Raw genomic sequence first — 22,592 nt, 5'->3', positions numbered from 1 at the left:
AAGCCCTCCTTTAATTAATTATCCGCGAAGTTCGTAAACTTCTGGTTTTTGTGCTTGGTGTGGATGCTCTGCTCCAGCATACACGTTAAGTTTCTTAGAAACTTGACGGCCTAAGCGTCCTTTTGGAAGCATGCCTTTAATTGCAAGCTCTAACATTTGTACAGGGTAGTTTGTACGCATTTCAAGAGCTGTTCTTTGCTTAAGTCCACCTGGGTGGTTAGTGTGACGGTAGTAAATTTTATCGTTTAATTTATTACCTGTTAAATGAATTTTCTCAGCGTTAATAATAATTACATGATCACCCGTGTCAACGTGTGGTGTAAATGTAGGTTTGTTTTTACCACGTAAAATGGATGCTACTTCACTAGCAAGGCGACCTAAAGTTTGACCTTCAGCATCAACCACATACCATTTACGCTCAACTTCGTTAGCTTTTGCCATAAAAGTCGTACGCATGTGTTTCCCTCCTCGTTATCTTTTCCATAGAAAAAATCTATTGTTTATCTTAAACACGATTTCCTTCCGGGGCTAATCGTGGTTTTAGAAACAATACCATATGTTATGATATACTTTTGAGTTTCTAATGTCAAGCAAATGTTACACCAGGATTAGTTGTTATAGTTTACCTCCCACAAGTAAAGCCCATGACCTGGAGCCATCTTTCCAGCAAACTGACGATTTTGTTTCGCTAAAATCTCTGGAATGCTATCAGAATCAAGCTTTCCTTGCCCTACGCTAAGTAACGTACCAACAATAATTCTGACCATATTATATAAAAATCCATTACCTACAAAACGAAAAATTATTTCATCATCTTGTTCAATTAACTCGATTTCATAAATTGTTCGCACTTTATCTTTTTTGTCAGTTTTTGCCGAACAAAAAGAAGTAAAATCATGCGTTCCAATAAAATAAGGAATTGCTTTTCTTATAGAGTTGATTTCGAGCGGGTATGGATATTGATATACGTAATTTCTACGGAATACATCCGCAGTCTTTGATAATAATACACGATAACGATATTCTTTTTTCTCAACACCGTAACGTGCATGAAATTCTTCTGTTTTTTTCTCTACTTGCCTAATAACAATATCATCTGGCAACATTGTGTTTAAAGCATTACTCCATTGCCACTCTTCAAGAGACAAAGGAGTATCAAAGTGTATTACTTGTCCTTTTGCATGAACTGTAGAATCTGTTCTACCAGATGCCTGAACACGAACAAGTTCTCCCTTATGCAATTTCTGCAATGCTTTTTCTATCTCCTGTTGAACAGTACGATGGTTCGGCTGAATTTGATAACCACAAAAATGCATGCCATCATATGCAACCGTACATTTTATTCTATCCATTTCTCTATTCTCCATTACGATCGCACCCATGCCAAAATACAAGCTAAACAAAATAAGCTGACAATCGTTACTGTATCGCTTGTTTTCCAGCGTAGTTGCCTAAATTTAGTACGTCCTTCACCACTTTGATATCCACGAGCTTCCATCGCAATGGCTAAGTCCTCTGCACGCTTAAAAGCACTGATAAACAGAGGAACGAGCAGTGAAATAATAGCTTTCATTCTATCTTTTATCGGTCCCCCGGCAAAATCAATACCACGTGACGCTTGTGCTTTCATTATTTTACTCGTTTCATCCATTAATGTCGGGATAAAACGAAGAGAAATTGACATCATTAATGCGATTTCATGAACAGGAACCTTTATACGCTTCAACGGCTTTAATAACGTCTCCAAACCATCTGTAATTTCAATAGGTGTCGTCGTTAACGTTAATAATGTCGTCATTAAAATAATAACGAAGAATCGTACAGAAATGTATATCCCTTGCTCTAATCCTTTTTCATATATCGAAAACCAACCAAGCTGGAATAGTACATCCCCCTCTTTATTTGTAAAAATATGCAGGAAAAATGTAAAAAGAAAAATCCATAAAATTGGTTTTAAGCCCGAAAGTACATAACGAATCGGCACTTTTGCAAAAAATAAAGCAATGAGTGCATATAAAAATAAAAATCCATATGAAATCGCATTATTTGCTAAGAAAACAACAAATACATATAAAAAGACAATCAGCAGCTTCGTACGTGGATCAAGTTGATGAATAAGTGAATTCCCCGGGATATATCTCCCAATAATCAACTGCTGCATGATTCATGACCACCTTTTCGTAACACCTGCACAACTTCATGAGTAAGATCCTCTAAAGATAAGGTAGCCTTTGGAATTGAAATACCAAACTTCTCTTCAATTGCACGTTTATACTTTAATGACATAGGAAGATCCACACCAATTTTCTCTAGTTCATCAGCATGTGAAAATACTTCCTCTGCACTTCCTTGCAAAAAGACCGTTCCTTTATGCATAACTACAATCTGCTCCGCATACTGAGCAGCATCCTCCATATTATGCGTTACAAGGATGACTGTAAGACCCTTCTCCTTGTGCAGCTTATAAAACATCTCCATAAGTTCGTTCTGCCCTTTTGGATCTAGTCCTGCTGTAGGTTCATCTAATACAAGCACTTCAGGTTCCATTGCCAGTACACCCGCTATAGCAACACGTCTCATTTGTCCACCACTTAATTCGAACGGAGAACGTGTTAACAGTTCTGGTTCTAGCCCTACAAGTTCAATTGCCTTTCTAGCCTTTTGCCTTGCTTCGTCTACAGATACTCCAAAATTAGTAGGGCCGAAACAAATATCTTTCTCCACAGTCTCTTCAAACAACTGATGTTCTGGAAATTGAAAGACAACCCCTACTTTTTTACGTAGTGGCTTTAGCTTTTTTTCTTTCTTTCCTGCCGAAATCAAATGTTCACCAATTTGAACTGTACCATTTGTCGGCTGCAATAAACCATTTAAATGTTGAATCATCGTCGACTTTCCTGAACCAGTATGACCGATAATGGCATAATAGCCCCCACTTGGAAACGACACGTCTACATCATAAAGTGCGCGTCTTTCAAATGGAGTTTTATATTGATAACGATGTTCTACTTTTTGGAATGTAATCTCCAAAGTTCGTTCACCAAGCTTTCCATTGTAAGATGCGTATTTTGCAAGAGAATTTCATTTCTTTTTAATAATTCTGCTATTTTCACCGAAAACGGTACATCTAAGCCAATTTCTTGGAGCATATGAGAGGATTTGAAAATTTTTTCTGGAGTCCCTTCCTCTAATATTTCTCCCTTATTTAAAATAATGACACGATCTGACTGTGCCGCTTCTTCTAAATCGTGCGTAATTGATAACACGGTAATACCTTTTTGAGTAACAAGTTGTCTAACCGTTTCTACTACTTCACGTCTCCCTTGAGGGTCTAACATTGACGTTGCTTCATCTAATATTAAAATAGATGGTTGAAGTGCTAAAACGCCAGCTATTGCCACTCGCTGCTTTTGCCCACCAGATAAGGAATGAGGCTCATCATTAAGAAAATCTTCCATACGGACAAGTTGCAAGGCCTGTTCTAATCTTTCAATCATTTGTTCTCTTGGCATTCCGATATTCTCCAAGCCAAATACAACATCATCTTGCACTGTCGTTCCAACAAATTGATTATCTGGATTTTGAAATACCATTCCAATTTGTTTTCGAACATCCCATACCGTTTCCTCTGATAAAACCATTGTATCATTTACTGTAATAGTCCCTGCTTCTGGCAAAAACAAACCATTCAATAATTTTGCAAGTGTAGACTTTCCTGAACCGTTTTGTCCAATAATAGATACCCATTCTCCCTCATATAAGGAAAATGAAACATCTTTTAATGCATAAGTGGCTGCCCCAGGATATTGAAATGATATATTTTCTATCCGAAGTTTCTCTTTTTTCAATAGAAGGCACCCTTTCCTTCGCCAAGTTAGCCTATTTTTATATTTAAAAAAAAGGGCCATGACCAGTTTCTTGAAAAGAACTGTCCTGCCCTTTTAATTATCATTATACTAACTCGATAATTACCATTGGTGCTGCGTCTCCGCGACGTGGACCAATTTTTGCAATACGAGTGTATCCGCCTTGGCGCTCAGCATAGCGTGGAGCTACATCAGCGAATAGTTTTTGAAGTGCATCTTGACCAGTCTCAGCGTTAGCTACTTCATTGCGAATGAAAGCTGCTGCTTGACGACGAGCATGAAGATCTCCGCGTTTACCTAAAGTGATCATTTTTTCCACTACAGAACGAAGTTCTTTTGCACGAGTTTCTGTCGTTTGGATGCGCTCGTTGATAATTAAATCAGTAGCTAAATCACGTAACATAGCTTTACGTTGCGCACTTGTACGGCCTAATTTTCTGTATGCCATTCGTAGTTCCCTCCTTTGTTGATGGGTTTAAATCCTCAGTCGTCTTTACGTAAACCTAAACCTAATTCCTCAAGTTTATGTTTAACTTCTTCTAAGGATTTACGTCCTAAGTTACGAACTTTCATCATATCTTCTTCTGTTTTGTTCGCAAGCTCTTGTACAGTATTAATTCCTGCACGTTTTAGGCAATTATAAGAACGAACAGAAAGGTCTAGTTCTTCGATAGTCATCTCAAGAACTTTCTCTTTTTGATCTTCTTCCTTCTCGACCATAATCTCAGCATTTTGTGCTTCATCAGTTAAACCAACAAAGATATTTAAATGCTCAGTTAAGATTTTGGCACCTAAAGAGATAGCTTCTTTTGGCCCGATGCTTCCATCCGTCCATACATCAAGCGTAAGCTTATCATAATTAGCCACTTGTCCGACACGTGTCTTTTCCACTTGGTAAGTCACACGTGATACTGGAGTATAAATAGAATCAATAGGAATTACTCCTATTGGTTGATCTTCGCTTTTATTTGCATCAGCTGGCGTATACCCACGGCCACGCTTTGCAGTTAAACGCACGCGGAAATGCGCATCTTTTGCTAACGTTGCAATGTGTAAATCTGGATTTAAGATTTCTACATCACTATCGTGAGTAATATCAGCAGCTGTGACAATACCTTCGCCCTGTACATCAATTTCCAACGTCTTCTCTTCTTCAGAGTAGATTTTAAGAGCTAACTTTTTCAAGTTTAAGATGATCGTCGTAACGTCTTCTACTACGCCCTCAACTGTTGAAAATTCATGTAATACGCCATCGATTTGGATAGCAGTAACAGCGGCACCAGGGAGTGAGGATAAAAGAATACGACGTAAGGAGTTACCCAAAGTAGTACCATATCCACGCTCAAGCGGTTCAATTACGAATTTACCATATTTAGCATCTTCGTTAAGTTCAACCGTTTCGATTTTCGGCTTTTCGATTTCAATCATTAACTAAACCCTCCTTCAAAACGTCGAAACCCCGGTTAAACAAAGGTATAACCCCTGTCTAACCGAAAGTCCCCCTTAGGCAGTTCCCGATTGTGCACAACAAGCGATGTTTCTGTACGAAATTTCTCGATAATGCATCATATCCATTATAGACAAAAGGGAAAATTCTATACAGAAAAATTACACACGACGACGTTTTGGTGGACGACATCCATTATGAGGAACTGGAGTAACATCTCTAATTGCTGTTACTTCTAGACCTGCAGCTTGAAGAGCACGAATTGCAGCTTCACGACCAGCACCAGGACCTTTAACAGTAACCTCTAAAGTTTTTAAACCGTGTTCCATTGCAGCTTTAGCAGCAGTTTCAGCAGCCATTTGCGCAGCGAATGGAGTAGATTTACGAGATCCACGGAAACCAAGTGCACCAGCACTAGACCAAGAAAGTGCGTTACCGTGAGTATCTGTAAGTGTTACGATTGTGTTGTTGAAAGTAGAACGAATATGAGCTATACCAGCTTCAATATTCTTTTTCACACGTTTTTTACGAGTGTTTGTTTTACGTGCCATTGTTAGTTCAACCTCCTTTACTTATTATTTCTTTTTATTTGCTACTGTACGACGTGGACCTTTACGTGTACGAGCATTGTTTTTAGAGTTTTGACCACGAACTGGTAAACCACGACGGTGACGAAGACCACGGTAAGAACCGATCTCCATTAGACGTTTGATGTTAAGAGATACTTCACGACGAAGGTCTCCCTCAACTTTAATACGATCGATGATATCACGGATACGTCCTAATTCGTCTTCCGTTAAATCACGAACTCGTGTTTCTTCAGAAATACCTGCTTCAGCAAGAATTTTTTCAGCAGTTGTGCGACCAATGCCGAATACGTAAGTTAAAGAAATAACAACGCGTTTGTCTCGAGGAATATCTACACCTGCGATACGTGCCATTACGAATGCACCTCCTTCTGATTAACCTTGTTTTTGTTTATGTTTAGGGTTTTCACAAATAACCATTACTTTTCCACGTCTACGAATAACTTTACATTTTTCGCAGATTGGTTTAACTGACGGTCTTACTTTCATGTCTCGAACCTCCTTAAAGATTACGGAGTGCTATATTATTTAAAACGGTACGTAATACGACCACGATTTAAATCGTACGGAGATAATTCTACCGTAACTTTGTCTCCTGGTAAAATACGAATGAAGTTCATACGGATTTTACCAGAAACGTGAGCCAATACGACATGCCCATTCTCTAATTCTACTTTGAACATAGCATTTGGCAACGTTTCAAGAACGGTACCTTCGACTTCAATTACATCATCTTTAGCCATTCAATAGTTCTCCCTTCTTCAAATCAGTAACATTTTACACTGCTCTGAAATCCCGGAGAGCCAGCTACTTATAAAGTGGTAAGGATTTCGTATCCTGCTTCTGTAAGAGCAATCGTGTGCTCAAAATGGGCACACCATTTACCATCTACCGTTACCACTGTCCAGTCATCAGATAGTGTTTTTACATATCGTCTTCCTTGATTCACCATCGGCTCAACACAGATGACCATTCCCGGCTTTAATCTAGGGCCTCTATTTGGTGGACCATAGTGCGGGATTTGAGGGTCCTCATGTAAGTCTTGCCCGATTCCGTGACCAACATACTCCCTAACGATCGAGAATCCATTCTCTTCAGCATGGGTTTGAACCGCATGTGAGATATTTGATAATCTCTCGCCTGGTTTTACTTGTTCTAGACCAAGATACAACGATTTTTCTGTGACATCAAGTAGCTTTTGAACAGATTCAGAAATGTTTCCAACTGGATACGTCCATGCAGAATCTCCATGGTACCCATTGTATTTCGCACCAATATCGATACTGATGATATCGCCCTCTTTGAGCTTGCGCTTCCCTGGAATTCCGTGTACAAGCTCTTCATTTACAGAAGCACATATGCTCCCCGGAAATCCGTTGTATCCTTTAAAAGATGGCGTAGCACCATATTTTTGAATCGTCTTTTCCGCTATTTGATCGAGCTCTTTCGTTGTAATTCCTGGAGTAATGTGCTGTTTCAACTCTTGATGAGTCAAAGCAACGATCCTGCCAGCTTCTCGCATGATTTCTATCTCGCGAGGAGTTTTGCAGATTATCATTACGCTAAGCCTCCGATGAGAACATCGATATCAGCAAATACTTTATTGATATCTTGCTCACCATTAATGCTTTGTAAGTAACCAAGCTCTTCGTAGAAATCAAGCAAAGGTTTTGTTTGCTTAATATTTACATCTAAACGATTTGCTACAGTTTCTTCATTGTCATCAGAGCGTTGATATAATTCGCCACCACATTTATCGCACACATCAGCTTTTGCTGGTGGATTGAATTCTAAGTGGTAAGTCGCACCGCACTCTTTACAAATGCGACGGCCTGTAAGGCGTTTTAATAACAACCCTGAATCCACATTAATGTTTAAAACATAGTCGATTTTTTTGCCAAGATCTTTCATAATTTCTTCAAGAGCTGATGCTTGTGCAACAGTTCGTGGGAAACCGTCTAGTAAGAAACCTCTTACGCAGTCGTCTTGACTTAAACGTTCACGAACGATTCCGATTGTAACTTCATCTGGAACAAGTGCACCTTTATCAATAAAAGATTTTGCTTGTAGACCCATTTCAGTTTCAGCCTTCATAGCTGCACGGAACATGTCTCCTGTTGAAATGTGAGGGATGTTATACTTGGCAACAATCTGTTCGGCTTGTGTACCTTTACCAGCACCAGGAAGCCCCATTAAAATTAAGTTCATCCTTGTTCCCCCTCAGAGTACATGAGCATGTAGGGAAGACAATTCTTCCCACTTACTCACTGCTTGATAAACCCTTTGTAATGGCGTTTTACCAGTTGGCTTTCTAGCTGCTTCATTGTTTCTAAAGCAACGCCGACAACGATTAACATACTCGTTCCACCGATCTGTGCAGATGGAGGAAGATTTCCCAATTTCGTAAAGATAACTGGTAAGATTGCAATCGCTGCTAGGAAAATTGATCCTACAAAGGTCAAACGATACAAGATTTTTGTTAGATATTGTTCCGTATTCTTACCCGGACGAATACCTGGAACATATCCACCTTGCTTGTTTAGATTCTCTGACATTTGCTCTGGATTAACCTGAACAAATGCATAGAAATATGTGAAGGCTACAATGAGCGCAACATATATGATCATTCCCACTGGGTGAGAATAGTTAAAGTTTGCAATAATCCACTGCGATACATCATGTTTCGGGAAGAACTGTGCAATAGTCGGAGGCGTAATTAAGAATGAAACAGCAAAAATTACTGGAATAACACCAGCACTATTTACCTTAAGCGGTAAATGTGTGTTTTGTGCTCCAGCATAACCACCATTTCCTCCTGTTACACGCTTCGCATATTGAATTGGGATCTTTCTAACAGCCTGTTGAATGAAAATAACACCCACAATAACTGCTAGCACAGCTAGTAAAATCAATGCAACTTTAACGATACTCATGAACAATTGATCTCCGATATTTTGAAACTGTTGCTGATACACTTGAGATATAACACTTGGGATCGCTGCGGCAATACCGCCAAAGATAAGGATGGAAATACCATTACCTACACCTTTAGCTGTAATCTGTTCACCTAACCACATTAAAAATGCAGTACCAGCAGTCAGTACCGTAGCAATGTATAAATAAGTGCTCCAACCTGGATTCAAAATTAATTGTCCACCTACCATACCGTTAAAACCGATTGACATACCAAACCCCTGAATAAACGCAAGAACAATTGTAAAGTAACGCGTGAATTGCGTTAATTTACGACGGCCCATTTCACCTTGCTTCGACCATTCCGAAAATTTAGGAACAACATCCATCTGCAATAATTGCACGATGATGGATGCTGTAATATACGGCATGATTCCCATCGCAAAGATGGAGAAGTTTTTCAAGGCTCCACCGCCAAATGTATTTAGAATACCTAAAGCATTTAATTGATCTTGTGCCTTCAGTACGTCTCCATTTGTAAATGGCACGGGGATAAACGTGCCAATCCTGAATACGATTAACATCGCTAAAGTGAATAATATTTTACGTCTTATCTCAGCAACGCGCATAAAGTTGGAGATTGTACGAAACATTAGATCACCTCAACTGATCCGCCAGCTGCTTCAATTGCTTCTTTAGCACTTGAAGAGAACTTGTGCGCTTTAACAGTTAGTTTTTTCTCTACTGCTCCGCTTGCAAGAACTTTAACACCGTCGTTTAACTTGCTGATAACGCCAGTTTCCAGCAATAATTCAGGTGTTACTTCTGTACCATCTTCAAAACGATTTAACGTTGATAAGTTTACAATAGCAAACTCTTTACGGTTAATGTTTGTGAAGCCGCGTTTTGGTAAACGACGGAATAATGGAGTTTGACCACCTTCGAAGCCAAGACGAACACCGCCGCCAGAACGTGCGTTTTGTCCTTTATGACCTTTACCAGCAGTTTTACCGTTACCAGAACCGATACCACGACCGACACGGTTACGTACTTTACGAGAACCTTCTGCAGGTTTTAATTCATGAAGTTTCATTCCCAGGCACCTCCTTATATTAATGAGTTATCCTTAAGCTTCTTTTACAGTTACAAGGTGAGAAACTTTGTTGATCATACCAAGAATAGCAGGAGTTTCTTCCTTAACTACAGTTGAATTCAACTTTTTAAGACCTAAAGCTTCTACCGTCGCACGTTGATCTTGTGGACGACCAATTACACTACGAGTGAGGGTAATTTCTAACTTTTTCGCCATTTGTTTTCCCTCCTTAACCTAGTAGCTCTTCTACAGATTTACCGCGTAATTTTGCAACATCTTCAGCGCGCTTAAGTTCGCTTAATCCGTTCACAGTAGCGCGAATCATGTTGATTGGTGTGTTAGAACCAAGAGATTTCGAAAGAATATCTTGTACACCAGCTAATTCAAGGACCGCACGAACAGGTCCACCAGCAATAACACCAGTACCCTCAGCAGCAGGTTTTAAGAATACTTCACCAGCGCCAAAATGACCGTTGATTGTGTGTGGAATTGTTGTACCAACTAATGGTACAGCGATTAAGTTTTTCTTAGCGTCTTCGATAGCTTTACGGATTGCGTCTGGTACCTCTTGTGCTTTACCAGTACCGAATCCAACATGACCGTTTTTATCGCCAACTACAACTAGTGCAGCAAAGCGGAAACGACGACCACCCTTAACAACTTTCGCGACACGATTTATCGTAACTACACGTTCTTCAAGTTCTAATTTACTTGGGTCAATGCGATGCATCAATTTTCCCTCCTTTGACCATTAAAATTGTAATCCAGCCTCACGAGCAGCTTCAGCTAGAGCTTTAACACGGCCATGGTATAAGTAACCACCGCGATCAAATACTACTTCTTTAACGCCTTTCTCTACAGCACGCTTAGCAACTGATTCTCCAACTTTCGTAGCAGCTTCAATATTGCTAGTACCGTTAAGAGCAAGGTCTTTATCAAGAGTAGATGCACTTACTAACGTTACACCATTCACATCATCAATAACTTGAGCGTAAATATGTTGGTTAGAACGGAACACGTTTAAACGTGGACGCTCTGCAGTACCAGTAAGTTTAGCACGTACACGTGCATGTCTTTTCTTACGAGTCGCATTTTTATCAGCTTTAGTGATCATTCTTGTCACTCCTTTCTCTCACCTAACGGGTTTACTTAGCAGTTTTACCTTCTTTACGACGAACAACTTCGCCTTCGTAACGAATACCTTTACCTTTGTAAGGCTCAGGAGCACGTACAGCACGGATGTTAGCAGCGAATTCGCCAACACGTTGCTTGTCGATACCTTTAATTACGATCTTAGTTGGTGCAGGTACTTCAACTTCAAGACCTGCTTCCGGAGTCATTTCTACTGGATGAGAATAACCTACGCTTAATACAAGTTTATCACCTTGTTTTTGAGCACGGTAACCAACACCGACTAATTCAAGTCCGCGTGCGAAACCTTCAGTTACACCTTCAACCATGTTTCCGATTAAAGCACGAGTTGTACCGTGTAATGCACGGTGTTCCTTCTGTTCAGATGGACGCTCAACTGTTAATGTATTCTCTTCAATTTTGATAAGCATATCAGCATTGAAAGTACGAGTTAATTCACCTTTAGGGCCTTTTACTGTTACAGTATTGTCTTCTGCAACTGTAATAGTAACACCTGCAGGGATTTCAAGAATCTTTTTACCAATACGAGACATGTGGTCACACCTCCGTTCGTTTTAAATATATATTACCAAACGTATGCTACTACTTCTCCACCAGTTTGTAATTGACGAGCGTCTTTGTCTGTCATTACTCCCTTAGATGTAGAAACAAGAGCGATACCTAATCCGTTAAGTACACGTGGTACTTCGTCAGCTTTAGCGTAAACGCGTAAGCCAGGTTTACTGATACGTTTTAATCCAGTGATTACACGTTCATTGTTTGCACCATATTTCAGGAAAATACGAAGGATACCTTGTTTGTTATCCTCGATGTATTCTACATCACGAATGAAACCTTCACGTTTTAAAAGTTCAGCGATCTCTTTTTTGATTTTAGAAGCAGGAACCTCTAATTTCTCATGACGTACCATGTTCGCATTACGGATGCGAGTAAGCATGTCTGCAATTGGATCTGTCATCACCATGTGTTTTACCTCCTTCCCATTTGTGGGTTTTACCAACTAGCTTTTTTAACACCAGGAATTTGACCTTTATATGCAAGTTCACGGAAACAAATACGGCAAAGTTTAAATTTGCGGTATACAGAATGCGGACGACCGCAGCGTTCGCAACGTGTATACTCTTGTACTTTAAACTTAGGAGTACGCTTTTGTTTCGCTATCATAGATTTTTTAGCCACGTTTTCGCCTCCTCTACTTAGCGTTGGCTTCCATTATTTTTGGAATGGCATACCGAATTGTGTTAAAAGTTCACGAGCTTCTTCATCAGTTTTCGCTGTAGTAACGATTACGATGTCCATACCGCGGACTTTGCTTACTTTATCATAATCAATCTCAGGGAAAATAAGTTGCTCTTTAACACCTAATGTATAGTTTCCACGACCATCGAATGATTTCTTAGAAACACCACGGAAATCACGTACACGTGGTAAAGAAACTGATACTAATTTGTCGAAGAACTCATACATTTGCTCGCCGCGTAAAGTTACTTTCGCACCGATTGGCATACCTTCACGAAGACGGAAACCAGCGATTGATTTTTTAGCACGAGTTACAACAGGTTTTTGACCTGTGATTTGTGTTAATTCTTCTACTGCGTTGTCTAACGCTTTTGAGTTAGATACCGCGTCACCAACACCAGTGTTGATTACGATCTTTTCGATTTTTGGTACCTGCATTACAGATTTATAGTTAAACTTGCTCACTAGAGCAGGAGTAATTTCCTTTTGGAACTTCTCTTTAAGGCGATTCAATGAAGTGACCTCCTTTCTTAAGAAAATTATTTATCTAATAATTCACCAGATTTTTTTGCAATACGAACTTTTTTACCATCTTCTACTTTGAAGCCTACGCGAGTAGGTTCACCTGTTTTCGGATCTAAAATCATAACGTTAGAAACGTGAATAGGTGCTTCTTTAGTAATAATTCCACCTTGTGGATTTAATTGAGATGGCTTAGAGTGCTTCTTAACGATATTGACACCCTCAACGATAACACGGTTTTGCTTTGGGAAAGCCACAAGGATAACGCCTTGTTTTCCTTTGTCTTTACCAGTGATTACCTGTACTTTATCACCTTTTTTTACATGCATCTTAATTCTGCACCTCCTTAGCAAGGCAATACCTTAAATTATAGAACTTCTGGAGCTAAAGAAACGATCTTCATGAAGTTGCTATCACGTAATTCACGAGCTACTGGTCCGAAGATACGAGTACCACGTGGGCTCTTATCGTCTTTAATGATAACCGCTGCGTTTTCATCAAATTTGATGTAAGAACCGTCCGGACGACGAGCTCCGCTCTTCGTACGTACTACTACTGCTTTAACAACGTCACCTTTTTTAACAACGCCACCTGGTGTTGCTTGTTTTACCGTAGCAACGATAATGTCACCAATGTTAGCATATTTACGACCAGAGCCGCCTAATACTTTAATTGTTAAAAGTTCACGTGCACCAGAGTTGTCAGCAACTTTCAAACGAGATTCTTGTTGGATCATGTTATGAAACCTCCCTTCGGACTAAAAATTCCGATTCGTCTATTTAGATAATAACCGCTTCTTCAACGATTTCAACTAAACGGAAACGCTTAGTAGCAGAAAGCGGGCGAGTTTCCATGATTTTAACGATATCGCCAAGTTTCGCTTGGTTTTGCTCATCATGGGCTTTGTACTTCTTAGAATACTTAACACGTTTTCCGTACAAGGAATGAGTTTTGTAAGTTTCAACTAAAACTGTAATCGTTTTGTCCATTTTGTCAGACACTACACGACCAGTATAAACTTTGCGTTGGTTACGTTCGCTCACTATGCAAACCTCCCCTCAATTTATCGATTAATTCCGATCTCTCTTTCACGAACTACAGTTTTCATACGAGCAATTGCTTTACGCACTTCACGAATGCGAGTTGGATTCTCTAATTGTCCTGTAGCAAGTTGGAAGCGAAGATTAAACAACTCTTCCTTTAAAGCTTTAACTTTTGTTTCGATTTCGGCAGTGGTTAATTCACGAATATCATTAGTTTTCATTAGATTCACCACCATTTTCTTCACGTTTTACGAATTTACATTTCACAGGTAACTTGTGAGCTGCAAGACGTAATGCTTCGCGTGCTACCTCTTCAGATACACCCGCGATTTCGAACATAATTTTCCCAGGTTTTACTACTGCTACCCAGCCTTCTGGTGCCCCTTTACCGGAACCCATACGTACTTCTAGAGGTTTTGCAGTGTAAGGTTTAGAAGGGAAAATTTTAATCCATACTTTACCGCCACGTTTCATGTAACGAGTCATTGCACGACGAGCAGCTTCGATTTGACGGTTTGTAATCCATGAAGCAGCTTGTGCTTGTAAACCGAATTCACCGAAAGCAATTTCAGTTCCACCTTTAGCACGACCACGCATTTTACCACGATGCTCTCTACGATATTTTACGCGTTTTGGCATTAACATATTATTTTCCTCCTTCCTCAGAAGCTTTCTTTTTTGTAGGAAGGACTTCTCCACGGTAGATCCATACTTTTACGCCTAATTTACCGTATGTTGTATCAGCTTCAACTGCTGCATAGTCAATATCAGCGCGAAGTGTATGAAGTGGAACAGTTCCTTCACTGTAAGATTCTGCACGAGCGATATCAGCTCCGCCAAGACGACCAGAAACCTGTGTTTTAATACCTTTAGCACCTGCACGCATAGCACGTTGAATAACTTGCTTTTGTGCACGACGGAATGATACACGGTTTTCTAATTGACGAGCGATGTTTTCGCCTACTAATTTAGCGTTAAGATCAGCTCTCTTAACTTCTAAAATGTTGATGTGTACACGCTTGCCTGTTAATTGGTTAAGAGCTTTACGAAGTGCTTCAACTTCAGTACCACCTTTACCAATTACCATACCAGGTTTTGCAGTGTGAATTGTAACATTTACACGATTTGCTGCACGTTCGATTTCTACTTTAGCAACAGCAGAATCTTTTAAGCGTACATTAATGTACTCACGGATTTTGATGTCTTCATGTAATAATGTAGCGTAATCTTTCTCAGCGAACCAACGAGATTCCCAGTCACGGATAACGCCGACACGAAGACCAATTGGATTAACCTTTTGACCCATCGATTATCCCTCCTTCTTTTCTGATACCACAACTGTGATGTGGCTTGTGCGTTTGTTAATTTGGCTTGCACGACCCATTGCACGTGGACGGAAACGTTTTAACGTTGGACCTTCGTCAACGAAAACTTTTTCTACAACTAGGTTGTTAATGTCCATCTCATAATTGTGCTCTGCATTTGCGATTGCAGATTTTAAAACTTTTTCTACAACTGGAGAAGCAGTTTTTGGTGTGTGGTTAAGGATAGCAATCGCTTCACCCACTTGCTTACCTCGGATTAAGTCTACTACTAAACGAACTTTACGAGGAGCAATACGAACTGTTCTCGCTACTGCTTTAGCTTGCATTGAAGTGCCTCCTCTCATTATCTTCTAGTTTTCTTATCGTCAGCAAGGTGACCTTTGTACGTACGAGTTGGTGCGAATTCACCTAACTTATGGCCAACCATATCCTCAGTGATGTACACAGGTACGTGTTTACGACCATCATATACAGCGATTGTGTGTCCGATGAACTGAGGGAAGATTGTTGAACGGCGAGACCAAGTTTTAACAACTTGTTTTTGCTCAGATGCAACTAATTTTTCCATTTTGCTCATTAAGTGATCATCGACAAATGGTCCTTTTTTTAAGCTACGAGCCATTTTGGTGCCTCCCTTCGTGATTGGCGTACGGTTCTAGAAATGAACCGTACTACAATCCCATTATTTTTTACGACGACGAACGATAAATTTGTCAGACGCTTTGTTTTTCTTACGAGTCTTGAATCCAAGAGTTGGTTTACCCCATGGAGACATTGGAGACTTACGTCCGATTGGAGAACGTCCTTCACCACCACCGTGTGGGTGATCAACAGGGTTCATTACAGAACCACGAACTGTTGGGCGTTTACCTAACCAGCGAGAGCGACCTGCTTTACCGATTTTGATAAGTTCGTGTTGTTCGTTACCTACTTGACCGATTGAAGCGCGACAAGCAGATAATACAAGACGTACTTCACCAGAAGTTAAACGTACAAGTACGTATTTACCTTCTTTACCAAGTACTTGAGCAGATGTACCAGCAGAACGAACTAATTGTCCGCCACGACCAGGCTTAAGCTCGATGTTATGAACAACAGTACCTACTGGAATGTTGATTAATGGTAATGCGTTACCGATTTTAATGTCAGCTTCTGGGCCAGACATAACTTCCATACCTACTTCTAAAGATTTAGGAGCAAGAATGTAACGTTTTTCACCGTCAACGTAGTTAATTAATGCGATATTCGCAGAGCGGTTTGGATCGTATTCGATCGTAGCAACGCGTCCTGGAATTCCATCTTTGTTACGCTTAAAGTCGATGATACGGTATTGACGCTTATGTCCGCCACCTTGATGACGTACAGTGATTTTACCTTGGTTATTACGACCAGCCTTCTTGCTTAAAGGAGCAAGTAATGACTTTTCGGGTCTATCAGTCGTGATTTCAGCGAAATCATTCGTAGTCATATTACGACGACCGTTAGTAGTTGGATTATACTTTTTGATTCCCATCTCAATTTCCCTCCTTCTTTAGTAAGAATTAAACGCCTTGGAAGATTTCGATTTCTTTGCTGTCAGCAGTTAGCTTAACGATTGCTTTACGACGACGGCTAGTAAAACCAGCGTGACGACCAACGCGTTTTGCTTTCGGCTTGTAGTTCATGATGTTCACTTTTTCTACTTTAACACCAAAGATCGCTTCAAGAGCATCTTTAACTTCTGTTTTATTAGATTTAACGTCCACATCGAACGTGTATTTTTTTTCAGCCATCATTTCCATAGAACGTTCAGTGATAACTGGGCGCTTAATGATATCACGAGGATCTCTCATTATGCAAGCACCTCCTCTACTTTTTCCACTGCCGCTTTTGTCATGATTAGCTTATCATGATGAAGCACGTCTAAAACGTTTACGCCATCAGCAGTGATTACTGTTACTCCAGGGATATTGCGAGCAGATAACTCTACAGATTCGTTTGCATCAGCAGTTACGATAAGAGCTTTCTTCTCAACAGTTAATCCTTTAAGTACTGCTAGCATGTCTTTTGTTTTTGGTGCATTTAACACTAGGTCTTCAAGAACTACAATGTTGTTCTCAACTACTTTAGTAGCTAATGCAGATTTGATTGCTAAACGACGAACTTTCTTAGGAAGTTTGTACGCATAGCTTCTTGGTGTAGGTCCGAATACCGTACCACCACCACGCCATTGAGGAGAGCGGATAGACCCTTGACGAGCACGTCCAGTTCCTTTTTGACGCCATGGTTTACGACCACCACCGCGAACTTCAGAGCGAGTTTTTACTTTGTGTGTACCTTGACGTAAAGATGCACGTTGCATCATTACAGCTTCGAAAAGTACAGCTTCATTTGGTTCGATACCGAAAATAGCTTCAGCTAATTCGATTTCACCAACCTGTGAACCAGTTTGGTTATATACAGTAACTTTTGGCATTGGAATTCCTCCTTCCTATTGTGAATTATTTGCTAACCTTCACAGCGCCTTGAACAACTACAAGAGATTTCTTAGCACCTGGAACGTTACCTTTTACTAGTAATAAGTTGCGCTCAGTGTCAACTTGAACGATTTCTAAGTTTTGGATAGTAACTTGGTCTCCACCCATACGTCCAGCAAGTTTTTTGCCTTTGAATACACGGTTCGGAGCAACTGGGCCCATTGAACCTGGACGACGGTGATAGCGAGAACCATGAGACATAGGTCCGCGAGATTGTCCGTGGCGTTTGATAACACCTTGGAAACCTTTACCTTTAGAAATTCCTGTTACATCAACGATTTCACCTGTAGCGAATACGTCAACTTTTACCTCTTGACCAACCTCTAATCCGTCCACGTCTGCATCGCGGATTTCGCGAATGAAGCGCTTAGGAGTTGTAGATGCTTTAGCAGTGTGGCCTTGTTCAGGTTTGTTAGTTAACTTTTCACGTTTATCTTCAAATCCTAACTGGATTGCATTGTAGCCATCAGTTTCAGTTGTTTTCTTTTGAAGAACAACGTTTGGATTAGCAGCGATAACTGTTACTGGGATTAACTCACCGTTCTCAGCAAATACTTGAGTCATACCGATCTTTCTTCCTAAGATTCCTTTGGTCATGAGTTACACCTCCTACATTTTTAAGTTATATAAATTATAGTTTGATTTCGATATCTACACCAGATGGTAAGTCTAAACGCATTAATGAATCTACTGTTTGTGGAGTAGGACTCACGATGTCGATTAGACGTTTGTGCGTGCGCATTTCGAATTGCTCACGAGAATCTTTGTACTTATGAACAGCACGAAGAATTGTGTAAACAGTTTTTTCAGTTGGTAATGGGATCGGACCAGAAACTGTTGCCCCAGAACGCTTAGCTGTTTCTACAATTTTCTCAGCTGACTGATCAAGAATACGGTGATCGTAAGCTTTTAAACGGATACGAATTTTTTCTTTTGCCATTATTTTCCCTCCTTCGTTCGCCTATTTCTAAAATAGACCTTCTCCATGGAAATTTCCCCACACCATGCCATGGCAAAGCGGCCGGGTGTGTCAGCAACCTTCCACTTCATCGCAGTCAAAGACCAACATTGTCTATTATACAATGTTATTCGTCTAGATGCAAGCATCTTTTTGTTTGCATCTGCTTTTCTCTACTTTTGCTATTATACATGGCACTTTAAAGAATTTCAAGTTTTCATCTAACAGAATTCATTTTACAGTTTCTGGATTATCTTTTGTCGTTTTTATAATACTATAGAAGAAACTCGTCAAAACAAAAAACACCCTCTTCTTCCTTATATAAACGCAAACAAAAAACCTAAGGGAAAATCCCTTAGGTTTTTTTATATCAGTTAAGATTACTCAACGATAGTAGCAACTACACCGTAACCTACTGTACGTCCACCTTCACGAATAGAGAATTTAGTTCCCTCTTCGATAGCGATTGGAGCGATAAGTTCGATAGTCATTTCGATGTTGTCACCAGGCATTACCATTTCAGTACCTTCTGGTAATTGGATGATACCAGTTACGTCAGTTGTACGGAAGTAGAACTGAGGACGGTAGTTAGCGAAGAATGGAGTGTGACGTCCACCTTCTTCTTTAGATAATACGAAAACTTCAGCTTTGAATTTAGCGTGAGCTTTTACAGAACCGCTTTTTGCAAGTACTTGTCCACGTTGGATGTCTTCACGAGCAACCCCACGAAGTAAAGCACCGATGTTGTCTCCAGCTTGAGCTTGGTCAAGAAGTTTACGGAACATCTCTACACCAGTTACAGTTGTAGAAGCATTTTCTTCAGCAAGACCGATGATTTCTACTACGTCACCAACTTTAACGATACCGCGCTCAACACGACCAGTAGCAACTGTACCACGACCTGTGATAGAGAATACGTCCTCTACAGGCATTAAGAATGGTTTGTCAGTTTCACGTTCTGGAGTTGGGATGTAAGCATCAACTTCAGCCATTAATTCAATGATTTTTGCTTCCCAATCAGCTTCTCCTTGAAGAGCTTTAAGAGCAGAACCTTTGATTACAGGAATGTCGTCGCCTGGGAATCCGTATTCAGATAATAGGTCGCGAACTTCCATTTCTACTAATTCTAATAATTCTTCGTCATCTACCATGTCGCATTTGTTTAAGAATACAACGATGTAAGGAACACCTACTTGACGAGAAAGAAGGATGTGCTCACGTGTTTGAGGCATTGGGCCATCAGCAGCAGATACTACTAAGATACCGCCGTCCATTTGAGCAGCACCAGTGATCATGTTTTTAACATAGTCAGCGTGACCTGGGCAGTCAACGTGTGCATAGTGACGAGTTTCAGTTTCGTACTCAACGTGTGCAGTTGAGATTGTGATACCGCGCTCTCTTTCTTCTGGAGCAGCATCGATTTGATCGTATCCGCGTGCTTCAGCACCACCAGCTTTTGCAAGAACTGTAGTGATCGCAGCAGTTAATGTAGTTTTACCATGGTCAACGTGGCCGATTGTACCGATGTTAACATGGGGTTTAGAACGTTCGAATTTAGCTTTAGCCATTCTAAATTCCTCCTTAGTTTATATAGGTTATTTTATATTTAGACTAGAAAGTGAAACTTACGTCCCACTTTCTAAGCTTACATAAGTAGTTATACTTGAACAATCGATAAAAATCAATTATTCACCTTTATTTTTTTTGATAATTTCTTCAGAAACAGACTTTGGTACTTCTTCATAGTGGTCAAACACCATAGAGAATGTTCCGCGTCCTTGAGTGTTAGAACGTAATGACGTTGCATAACCGAACATTTCAGAAAGTGGAACCATAGCGCGAACAACTTGTGCGTTACCGCGAGCTTCCATACCTTCTACACGTCCACGACGAGATGTTACGTCACCCATAATGTCACCCATGTACTCTTCAGGAATTACAACTTCAACTTTCATCATTGGCTCAAGAATTACTGGGCTACATTTAGAAACCGCAGCTTTAAGTGCCATAGATGCAGCGATTTTGAACGCCATCTCAGATGAATCGACATCATGGTAAGATCCGTCAACTAATGCAGCTTTAATGTCAACTAGTGGATAACCAGCTAGTACACCATTTTTAAGTGCATCTTCAAGACCTGCTCCAACAGCTGGGATGTATTCACGAGGAACTACACCACCGACGATCTTGTTTTCGAATTCGAATCCTTTACCTTCTTCGTTAGGTTCAAACTCAATCCAAACGTGACCGAATTGTCCACGACCACCAGATTGACGAGCGAACTTACCTTCAACTTTCGCAGCAGCGCGGAAAGTCTCACGGTATGCTACCTGAGGAGCACCAACGTTTGCTTCCACTTTGAATTCACGGCGCATACGGTCAACGATGATATCAAGGTGAAGTTCACCCATACCAGCGATGATAGTTTGGCCAGTTTCTTGGTCAGTGTGAGCACGGAATGTTGGATCTTCTTCAGAAAGCTTAGATAATGCTGTACCCATTTTATCTTGGTCAGCTTTAGATTTTGGTTCGATAGCTACAGAGATAACTGGCTCTGGGAATTCCATAGACTCAAGGATAACAAGGCTCTTCTCGTCACAAAGAGTATCACCAGTAGTAGTATCTTTTAAACCTACAGCAGCAGCGATATCACCAGCGTAAACTGTTGAAATCTCTTCACGGCTGTTAGCGTGCATTTGTAGGATACGACCTACACGCTCACGCTTACCTTTAGTTGAGTTTTTCACGTATGATCCAGAGTTTAACACACCAGAGTACACACGGAAGAACGTTAACTTACCAACATAAGGGTCAGTCATGATTTTGAATGCTAAAGCTGCGAATGGTTCTTCATCGCTAGACTTACGTTCTACTTCTTCATCTGTATCCGGTAGAGTACCTTTAATAGCAGGTACATCTAGTGGAGATGGAAGGTAGTCGATAACTGCGTCTAACAGAATTTGAACACCTTTGTTTTTGAATGCAGAACCACAGATTACTGGGAAGAATTCTACAGAAGTTGTAGCCTTACGGATACCAGCTTTAAGCTCTTCTACAGTGATTTCTTCACCTTCTAGGTACTTCATCATCATTTCTTCATCAAGCTCAGCTACCGCTTCAATAAGTTTTCCACGGTATTCTTCAGCTAATTCTTTGTGCTCTTCAGGAATTTCAACACGTTGAATGTCTGTTCCTAAATCGTTACCGTACATGTAAGCACACTCTTCAACAAGGTCAATGATACCATTGAACTCATCTTCAGCACCGATTGGTAACTGAATTGGATGTGCGTTTGCTTGTAAACGATCGTGGATTGTTCCTACAGAGTATAAGAAATCTGCACCGATCTTATCCATTTTGTTAACGAATACGATACGAGGTACGCCGTAAGTAGTAGCCTGACGCCAAACAGTTTCTGTTTGTGGTTCTACACCAGATTGCGCATCAAGTACTGCTACAGCGCCATCAAGTACGCGTAAAGAACGTTCTACTTCTACTGTGAAATCTACGTGTCCTGGAGTATCAATGATGTTTACACGATGACCTTTCCATTGTGCTGTAGTTGCAGCAGAAGTAATTGTGATACCACGCTCTTGCTCTTGCTCCATCCAGTCCATCTGAGATGCACCTTCGTGAGTTTCACCGATTTTATGAATACGTCCTGTGTAGTACAGAATACGCTCAGTTGCTGTTGTTTTACCAGCATCGATGTGAGCCATGATACCAATATTACGAGTGTTTTCTAAAGAGAACTCTCTTGCCATTTGGTGTCTTGCTCCTTCCATATATGGATTGGATTTTTTTATTTTAAGTAGCAAAAAAGCCACTTTATATTGTTACACATGTCAGTATGTCCAGTACTCTCATTATGTAAAACGAGCGCCCGATGAAAGGGAGAGGCATTCTCCCTCTCCACACTTCCATAAGCGAC

The 22,592-nt window shown here is 40.4% G+C and carries 37 protein-coding genes; all 37 read right to left on the bottom strand.

Features of this window, described 5'->3' with window-relative positions:
• Positions 1–18: 18 nt before the first annotated feature.
• Positions 19–456 carry a 50S ribosomal protein L13 gene (gene rplM / locus C3Y97_RS00845; protein WP_001260793.1) on the bottom strand — a complete coding sequence of 146 codons (438 nt, stop codon included), beginning with the start codon at positions 454–456 and terminating at the stop codon, positions 19–21.
• Between the two features lie 152 nt (positions 457–608).
• Positions 609–1,352 (bottom strand): tRNA pseudouridine(38-40) synthase TruA, encoded by a 744-nt coding sequence (gene truA, locus C3Y97_RS00840; RefSeq protein ID WP_033666535.1) that lies wholly within the window; start codon positions 1,350–1,352, stop codon positions 609–611.
• Between the two features lie 14 nt (positions 1,353–1,366).
• Complete coding sequence (locus C3Y97_RS00835; protein ID WP_001186526.1) at positions 1,367–2,161, bottom strand: energy-coupling factor transporter transmembrane component T family protein; 795 nt, start codon at positions 2,159–2,161, stop codon at positions 1,367–1,369.
• Positions 2,149–3,030, bottom strand: coding sequence for an energy-coupling factor ABC transporter ATP-binding protein (locus C3Y97_RS00830; RefSeq protein WP_000406535.1), 882 nt, complete (start codon positions 3,028–3,030; stop codon positions 2,149–2,151). The genes C3Y97_RS00835 and C3Y97_RS00830 overlap by 13 nt, the downstream gene beginning before the upstream one ends.
• A complete protein-coding gene (locus C3Y97_RS00825) occupies positions 3,006–3,848 on the bottom strand; it encodes an energy-coupling factor ABC transporter ATP-binding protein (protein WP_000711757.1) in 843 nt (280 codons plus the stop codon). The genes C3Y97_RS00830 and C3Y97_RS00825 overlap by 25 nt, the downstream gene beginning before the upstream one ends.
• 103 nt (positions 3,849–3,951) lie before the next feature.
• Positions 3,952–4,314, bottom strand: coding sequence for a 50S ribosomal protein L17 (rplQ, locus tag C3Y97_RS00820; RefSeq protein ID WP_000331490.1), 363 nt, complete (start codon positions 4,312–4,314; stop codon positions 3,952–3,954).
• 35 nt (positions 4,315–4,349) lie between these two features.
• Positions 4,350–5,294 (bottom strand): DNA-directed RNA polymerase subunit alpha, encoded by a 945-nt coding sequence (locus C3Y97_RS00815; RefSeq protein WP_000569643.1) that lies wholly within the window; start codon positions 5,292–5,294, stop codon positions 4,350–4,352.
• A gap of 180 nt (positions 5,295–5,474) precedes the next feature.
• Complete coding sequence (gene rpsK / locus C3Y97_RS00810; RefSeq protein ID WP_000101798.1) at positions 5,475–5,864, bottom strand: 30S ribosomal protein S11; 390 nt, start codon at positions 5,862–5,864, stop codon at positions 5,475–5,477.
• 24 nt (positions 5,865–5,888) lie between these two features.
• Entirely contained in the window at positions 5,889–6,254 is a 366-nt protein-coding gene (rpsM, locus tag C3Y97_RS00805) for a 30S ribosomal protein S13 (RefSeq protein WP_000090788.1), read from the bottom strand.
• A gap of 21 nt (positions 6,255–6,275) precedes the next feature.
• Positions 6,276–6,389 carry a 50S ribosomal protein L36 gene (gene rpmJ, locus C3Y97_RS00800; protein ID WP_000868344.1) on the bottom strand — a complete coding sequence of 38 codons (114 nt, stop codon included), beginning with the start codon at positions 6,387–6,389 and terminating at the stop codon, positions 6,276–6,278.
• A gap of 35 nt (positions 6,390–6,424) precedes the next feature.
• Complete coding sequence (infA, locus tag C3Y97_RS00795; protein WP_001029884.1) at positions 6,425–6,643, bottom strand: translation initiation factor IF-1; 219 nt, start codon at positions 6,641–6,643, stop codon at positions 6,425–6,427.
• Positions 6,644–6,711: 68 nt separating this feature from the next.
• Complete coding sequence (gene map / locus C3Y97_RS00790; RefSeq protein ID WP_000582539.1) at positions 6,712–7,458, bottom strand: type I methionyl aminopeptidase; 747 nt, start codon at positions 7,456–7,458, stop codon at positions 6,712–6,714.
• Positions 7,458–8,108, bottom strand: a complete 651-nt coding sequence (locus tag C3Y97_RS00785) for an adenylate kinase (RefSeq protein ID WP_001048989.1) — start codon at positions 8,106–8,108, stop codon at positions 7,458–7,460. Before C3Y97_RS00785 ends, map begins: the two co-directional genes overlap by 1 nt.
• Before the next feature lie 56 nt (positions 8,109–8,164).
• Positions 8,165–9,466: a preprotein translocase subunit SecY gene (gene secY / locus C3Y97_RS00780; RefSeq protein WP_000490117.1), complete on the bottom strand. Its 1,302-nt coding sequence runs from the start codon at positions 9,464–9,466 to the stop codon at positions 8,165–8,167.
• Positions 9,466–9,906 carry a 50S ribosomal protein L15 gene (rplO, locus tag C3Y97_RS00775; RefSeq protein WP_000766081.1) on the bottom strand — a complete coding sequence of 147 codons (441 nt, stop codon included), beginning with the start codon at positions 9,904–9,906 and terminating at the stop codon, positions 9,466–9,468. Before rplO ends, secY begins: the two co-directional genes overlap by 1 nt.
• A gap of 33 nt (positions 9,907–9,939) precedes the next feature.
• On the bottom strand, positions 9,940–10,122 hold the full coding sequence (gene rpmD / locus C3Y97_RS00770; protein ID WP_001085234.1) for a 50S ribosomal protein L30: 183 nt from the start codon (positions 10,120–10,122) through the stop codon (positions 9,940–9,942).
• Between the two features lie 13 nt (positions 10,123–10,135).
• Positions 10,136–10,636: a 30S ribosomal protein S5 gene (gene rpsE / locus C3Y97_RS00765; RefSeq protein WP_000554646.1), complete on the bottom strand. Its 501-nt coding sequence runs from the start codon at positions 10,634–10,636 to the stop codon at positions 10,136–10,138.
• A 21-nt stretch (positions 10,637–10,657) separates the two neighbouring features.
• Positions 10,658–11,020 (bottom strand): 50S ribosomal protein L18, encoded by a 363-nt coding sequence (gene rplR / locus C3Y97_RS00760; protein ID WP_000628816.1) that lies wholly within the window; start codon positions 11,018–11,020, stop codon positions 10,658–10,660.
• 31 nt (positions 11,021–11,051) lie between these two features.
• Positions 11,052–11,591 (bottom strand): 50S ribosomal protein L6, encoded by a 540-nt coding sequence (gene rplF / locus C3Y97_RS00755; protein WP_000086558.1) that lies wholly within the window; start codon positions 11,589–11,591, stop codon positions 11,052–11,054.
• 32 nt (positions 11,592–11,623) lie between these two features.
• Positions 11,624–12,022: a 30S ribosomal protein S8 gene (rpsH, locus tag C3Y97_RS00750; RefSeq protein WP_000245511.1), complete on the bottom strand. Its 399-nt coding sequence runs from the start codon at positions 12,020–12,022 to the stop codon at positions 11,624–11,626.
• 29 nt (positions 12,023–12,051) lie between these two features.
• On the bottom strand, positions 12,052–12,237 hold the full coding sequence (gene rpsN, locus C3Y97_RS00745; protein WP_001085700.1) for a 30S ribosomal protein S14: 186 nt from the start codon (positions 12,235–12,237) through the stop codon (positions 12,052–12,054).
• A gap of 33 nt (positions 12,238–12,270) precedes the next feature.
• A complete protein-coding gene (rplE, locus tag C3Y97_RS00740; RefSeq protein WP_001080831.1) occupies positions 12,271–12,810 on the bottom strand; it encodes a 50S ribosomal protein L5 in 540 nt (179 codons plus the stop codon).
• Positions 12,811–12,836: 26 nt separating this feature from the next.
• On the bottom strand, positions 12,837–13,148 hold the full coding sequence (rplX, locus tag C3Y97_RS00735; RefSeq protein WP_000558200.1) for a 50S ribosomal protein L24: 312 nt from the start codon (positions 13,146–13,148) through the stop codon (positions 12,837–12,839).
• 38 nt (positions 13,149–13,186) lie between these two features.
• Entirely contained in the window at positions 13,187–13,555 is a 369-nt protein-coding gene (gene rplN / locus C3Y97_RS00730; RefSeq protein ID WP_000615912.1) for a 50S ribosomal protein L14, read from the bottom strand.
• A 43-nt stretch (positions 13,556–13,598) separates the two neighbouring features.
• Positions 13,599–13,862, bottom strand: a complete 264-nt coding sequence (gene rpsQ, locus C3Y97_RS00725) for a 30S ribosomal protein S17 (RefSeq protein WP_000004106.1) — start codon at positions 13,860–13,862, stop codon at positions 13,599–13,601.
• Between the two features lie 20 nt (positions 13,863–13,882).
• Complete coding sequence (rpmC, locus tag C3Y97_RS00720) at positions 13,883–14,083, bottom strand: 50S ribosomal protein L29 (protein ID WP_000855718.1); 201 nt, start codon at positions 14,081–14,083, stop codon at positions 13,883–13,885.
• Complete coding sequence (gene rplP, locus C3Y97_RS00715) at positions 14,073–14,507, bottom strand: 50S ribosomal protein L16 (RefSeq protein ID WP_000928969.1); 435 nt, start codon at positions 14,505–14,507, stop codon at positions 14,073–14,075. The genes rpmC and rplP overlap by 11 nt, the downstream gene beginning before the upstream one ends.
• A gap of 1 nt (position 14,508) precedes the next feature.
• Positions 14,509–15,168 carry a 30S ribosomal protein S3 gene (gene rpsC / locus C3Y97_RS00710; protein WP_000529956.1) on the bottom strand — a complete coding sequence of 220 codons (660 nt, stop codon included), beginning with the start codon at positions 15,166–15,168 and terminating at the stop codon, positions 14,509–14,511.
• Between the two features lie 3 nt (positions 15,169–15,171).
• The gene (gene rplV / locus C3Y97_RS00705) at positions 15,172–15,513 is read right to left on the bottom strand and encodes a 50S ribosomal protein L22 (RefSeq protein ID WP_001148024.1); all 342 of its coding nucleotides are present in this window, start codon (positions 15,511–15,513) and stop codon (positions 15,172–15,174) included.
• Positions 15,514–15,530: 17 nt separating this feature from the next.
• Complete coding sequence (gene rpsS, locus C3Y97_RS00700) at positions 15,531–15,809, bottom strand: 30S ribosomal protein S19 (RefSeq protein ID WP_000124454.1); 279 nt, start codon at positions 15,807–15,809, stop codon at positions 15,531–15,533.
• A gap of 60 nt (positions 15,810–15,869) precedes the next feature.
• On the bottom strand, positions 15,870–16,700 hold the full coding sequence (rplB, locus tag C3Y97_RS00695; protein WP_000511583.1) for a 50S ribosomal protein L2: 831 nt from the start codon (positions 16,698–16,700) through the stop codon (positions 15,870–15,872).
• Between the two features lie 28 nt (positions 16,701–16,728).
• Positions 16,729–17,019 carry a 50S ribosomal protein L23 gene (gene rplW, locus C3Y97_RS00690; protein WP_001205558.1) on the bottom strand — a complete coding sequence of 97 codons (291 nt, stop codon included), beginning with the start codon at positions 17,017–17,019 and terminating at the stop codon, positions 16,729–16,731.
• Entirely contained in the window at positions 17,019–17,642 is a 624-nt protein-coding gene (gene rplD, locus C3Y97_RS00685; RefSeq protein ID WP_001127258.1) for a 50S ribosomal protein L4, read from the bottom strand. The genes rplW and rplD overlap by 1 nt, the downstream gene beginning before the upstream one ends.
• A gap of 25 nt (positions 17,643–17,667) precedes the next feature.
• Positions 17,668–18,300 carry a 50S ribosomal protein L3 gene (gene rplC, locus C3Y97_RS00680; protein ID WP_000160207.1) on the bottom strand — a complete coding sequence of 211 codons (633 nt, stop codon included), beginning with the start codon at positions 18,298–18,300 and terminating at the stop codon, positions 17,668–17,670.
• A gap of 34 nt (positions 18,301–18,334) precedes the next feature.
• On the bottom strand, positions 18,335–18,643 hold the full coding sequence (rpsJ, locus tag C3Y97_RS00675) for a 30S ribosomal protein S10 (RefSeq protein WP_001040596.1): 309 nt from the start codon (positions 18,641–18,643) through the stop codon (positions 18,335–18,337).
• A gap of 398 nt (positions 18,644–19,041) precedes the next feature.
• On the bottom strand, positions 19,042–20,229 hold the full coding sequence (tuf, locus tag C3Y97_RS00665; protein ID WP_001029614.1) for an elongation factor Tu: 1,188 nt from the start codon (positions 20,227–20,229) through the stop codon (positions 19,042–19,044).
• Positions 20,230–20,346: 117 nt separating this feature from the next.
• Entirely contained in the window at positions 20,347–22,425 is a 2,079-nt protein-coding gene (fusA, locus tag C3Y97_RS00660; protein ID WP_000090370.1) for an elongation factor G, read from the bottom strand.
• Between the last annotated feature and the right edge of the window lie 167 nt (positions 22,426–22,592).

Source organism: Bacillus sp. DU-106 (genome assembly GCF_004799705.1).
Classification (GTDB): Bacteria; Bacillota; Bacilli; order Bacillales; family Bacillaceae_G; genus Bacillus_A; species Bacillus_A cereus.
This window is presented reverse-complemented; position numbering and strand designations above follow the sequence as displayed.

Coding starts and splice junctions, on each gene's coding strand:
- rplQ (WP_000331490.1), bottom strand. CDS start 4,314: ATGGCATACAGAAAATTAGGCCGTACAAGTGCGCAACGTAAAGCTATG.
- rpmC (WP_000855718.1), bottom strand. CDS start 14,083: ATGAAAACTAATGATATTCGTGAATTAACCACTGCCGAAATCGAAACA.
- rpsM (WP_000090788.1), bottom strand. CDS start 6,254: ATGGCACGTATCGCAGGTGTAGATATTCCTCGAGACAAACGCGTTGTT.
- C3Y97_RS00815 (WP_000569643.1), bottom strand. CDS start 5,294: ATGATTGAAATCGAAAAGCCGAAAATCGAAACGGTTGAACTTAACGAA.
- rplP (WP_000928969.1), bottom strand. CDS start 14,507: ATGTTAATGCCAAAACGCGTAAAATATCGTAGAGAGCATCGTGGTAAA.
- rplM (WP_001260793.1), bottom strand. CDS start 456: ATGCGTACGACTTTTATGGCAAAAGCTAACGAAGTTGAGCGTAAATGG.
- C3Y97_RS00835 (WP_001186526.1), bottom strand. CDS start 2,161: ATGCAGCAGTTGATTATTGGGAGATATATCCCGGGGAATTCACTTATT.
- rplN (WP_000615912.1), bottom strand. CDS start 13,555: ATGATCCAACAAGAATCTCGTTTGAAAGTTGCTGACAACTCTGGTGCA.
- rpsJ (WP_001040596.1), bottom strand. CDS start 18,643: ATGGCAAAAGAAAAAATTCGTATCCGTTTAAAAGCTTACGATCACCGT.
- rplD (WP_001127258.1), bottom strand. CDS start 17,642: ATGCCAAAAGTTACTGTATATAACCAAACTGGTTCACAGGTTGGTGAA.
- rpsS (WP_000124454.1), bottom strand. CDS start 15,809: ATGGCTCGTAGCTTAAAAAAAGGACCATTTGTCGATGATCACTTAATG.
- rplF (WP_000086558.1), bottom strand. CDS start 11,591: ATGTCTCGTATTGGTAAAAAGATTCTTGAAATCCCTGCAGGTGTTACT.
- rplO (WP_000766081.1), bottom strand. CDS start 9,906: ATGAAACTTCATGAATTAAAACCTGCAGAAGGTTCTCGTAAAGTACGT.
- tuf (WP_001029614.1), bottom strand. CDS start 20,229: ATGGCTAAAGCTAAATTCGAACGTTCTAAACCCCATGTTAACATCGGT.
- rpmJ (WP_000868344.1), bottom strand. CDS start 6,389: ATGAAAGTAAGACCGTCAGTTAAACCAATCTGCGAAAAATGTAAAGTT.
- rplV (WP_001148024.1), bottom strand. CDS start 15,513: ATGCAAGCTAAAGCAGTAGCGAGAACAGTTCGTATTGCTCCTCGTAAA.
- rpsE (WP_000554646.1), bottom strand. CDS start 10,636: ATGCATCGCATTGACCCAAGTAAATTAGAACTTGAAGAACGTGTAGTT.
- rplW (WP_001205558.1), bottom strand. CDS start 17,019: ATGAGAGATCCTCGTGATATCATTAAGCGCCCAGTTATCACTGAACGT.
- truA (WP_033666535.1), bottom strand. CDS start 1,352: ATGGATAGAATAAAATGTACGGTTGCATATGATGGCATGCATTTTTGT.
- rplB (WP_000511583.1), bottom strand. CDS start 16,700: ATGGGAATCAAAAAGTATAATCCAACTACTAACGGTCGTCGTAATATG.
- rplR (WP_000628816.1), bottom strand. CDS start 11,020: ATGATCACTAAAGCTGATAAAAATGCGACTCGTAAGAAAAGACATGCA.
- fusA (WP_000090370.1), bottom strand. CDS start 22,425: ATGGCAAGAGAGTTCTCTTTAGAAAACACTCGTAATATTGGTATCATG.
- rpsH (WP_000245511.1), bottom strand. CDS start 12,022: ATGGTGATGACAGATCCAATTGCAGACATGCTTACTCGCATCCGTAAT.
- rpsC (WP_000529956.1), bottom strand. CDS start 15,168: ATGGGTCAAAAGGTTAATCCAATTGGTCTTCGTGTCGGCGTTATCCGT.
- C3Y97_RS00785 (WP_001048989.1), bottom strand. CDS start 8,108: ATGAACTTAATTTTAATGGGGCTTCCTGGTGCTGGTAAAGGTACACAA.
- infA (WP_001029884.1), bottom strand. CDS start 6,643: ATGGCTAAAGATGATGTAATTGAAGTCGAAGGTACCGTTCTTGAAACG.
- rpmD (WP_001085234.1), bottom strand. CDS start 10,122: ATGGCGAAAAAGTTAGAAATTACCCTCACTCGTAGTGTAATTGGTCGT.
- rplX (WP_000558200.1), bottom strand. CDS start 13,148: ATGCATGTAAAAAAAGGTGATAAAGTACAGGTAATCACTGGTAAAGAC.
- secY (WP_000490117.1), bottom strand. CDS start 9,466: ATGTTTCGTACAATCTCCAACTTTATGCGCGTTGCTGAGATAAGACGT.
- rplC (WP_000160207.1), bottom strand. CDS start 18,300: ATGACCAAAGGAATCTTAGGAAGAAAGATCGGTATGACTCAAGTATTT.
- rpsK (WP_000101798.1), bottom strand. CDS start 5,864: ATGGCACGTAAAACAAACACTCGTAAAAAACGTGTGAAAAAGAATATT.
- map (WP_000582539.1), bottom strand. CDS start 7,458: ATGATAATCTGCAAAACTCCTCGCGAGATAGAAATCATGCGAGAAGCT.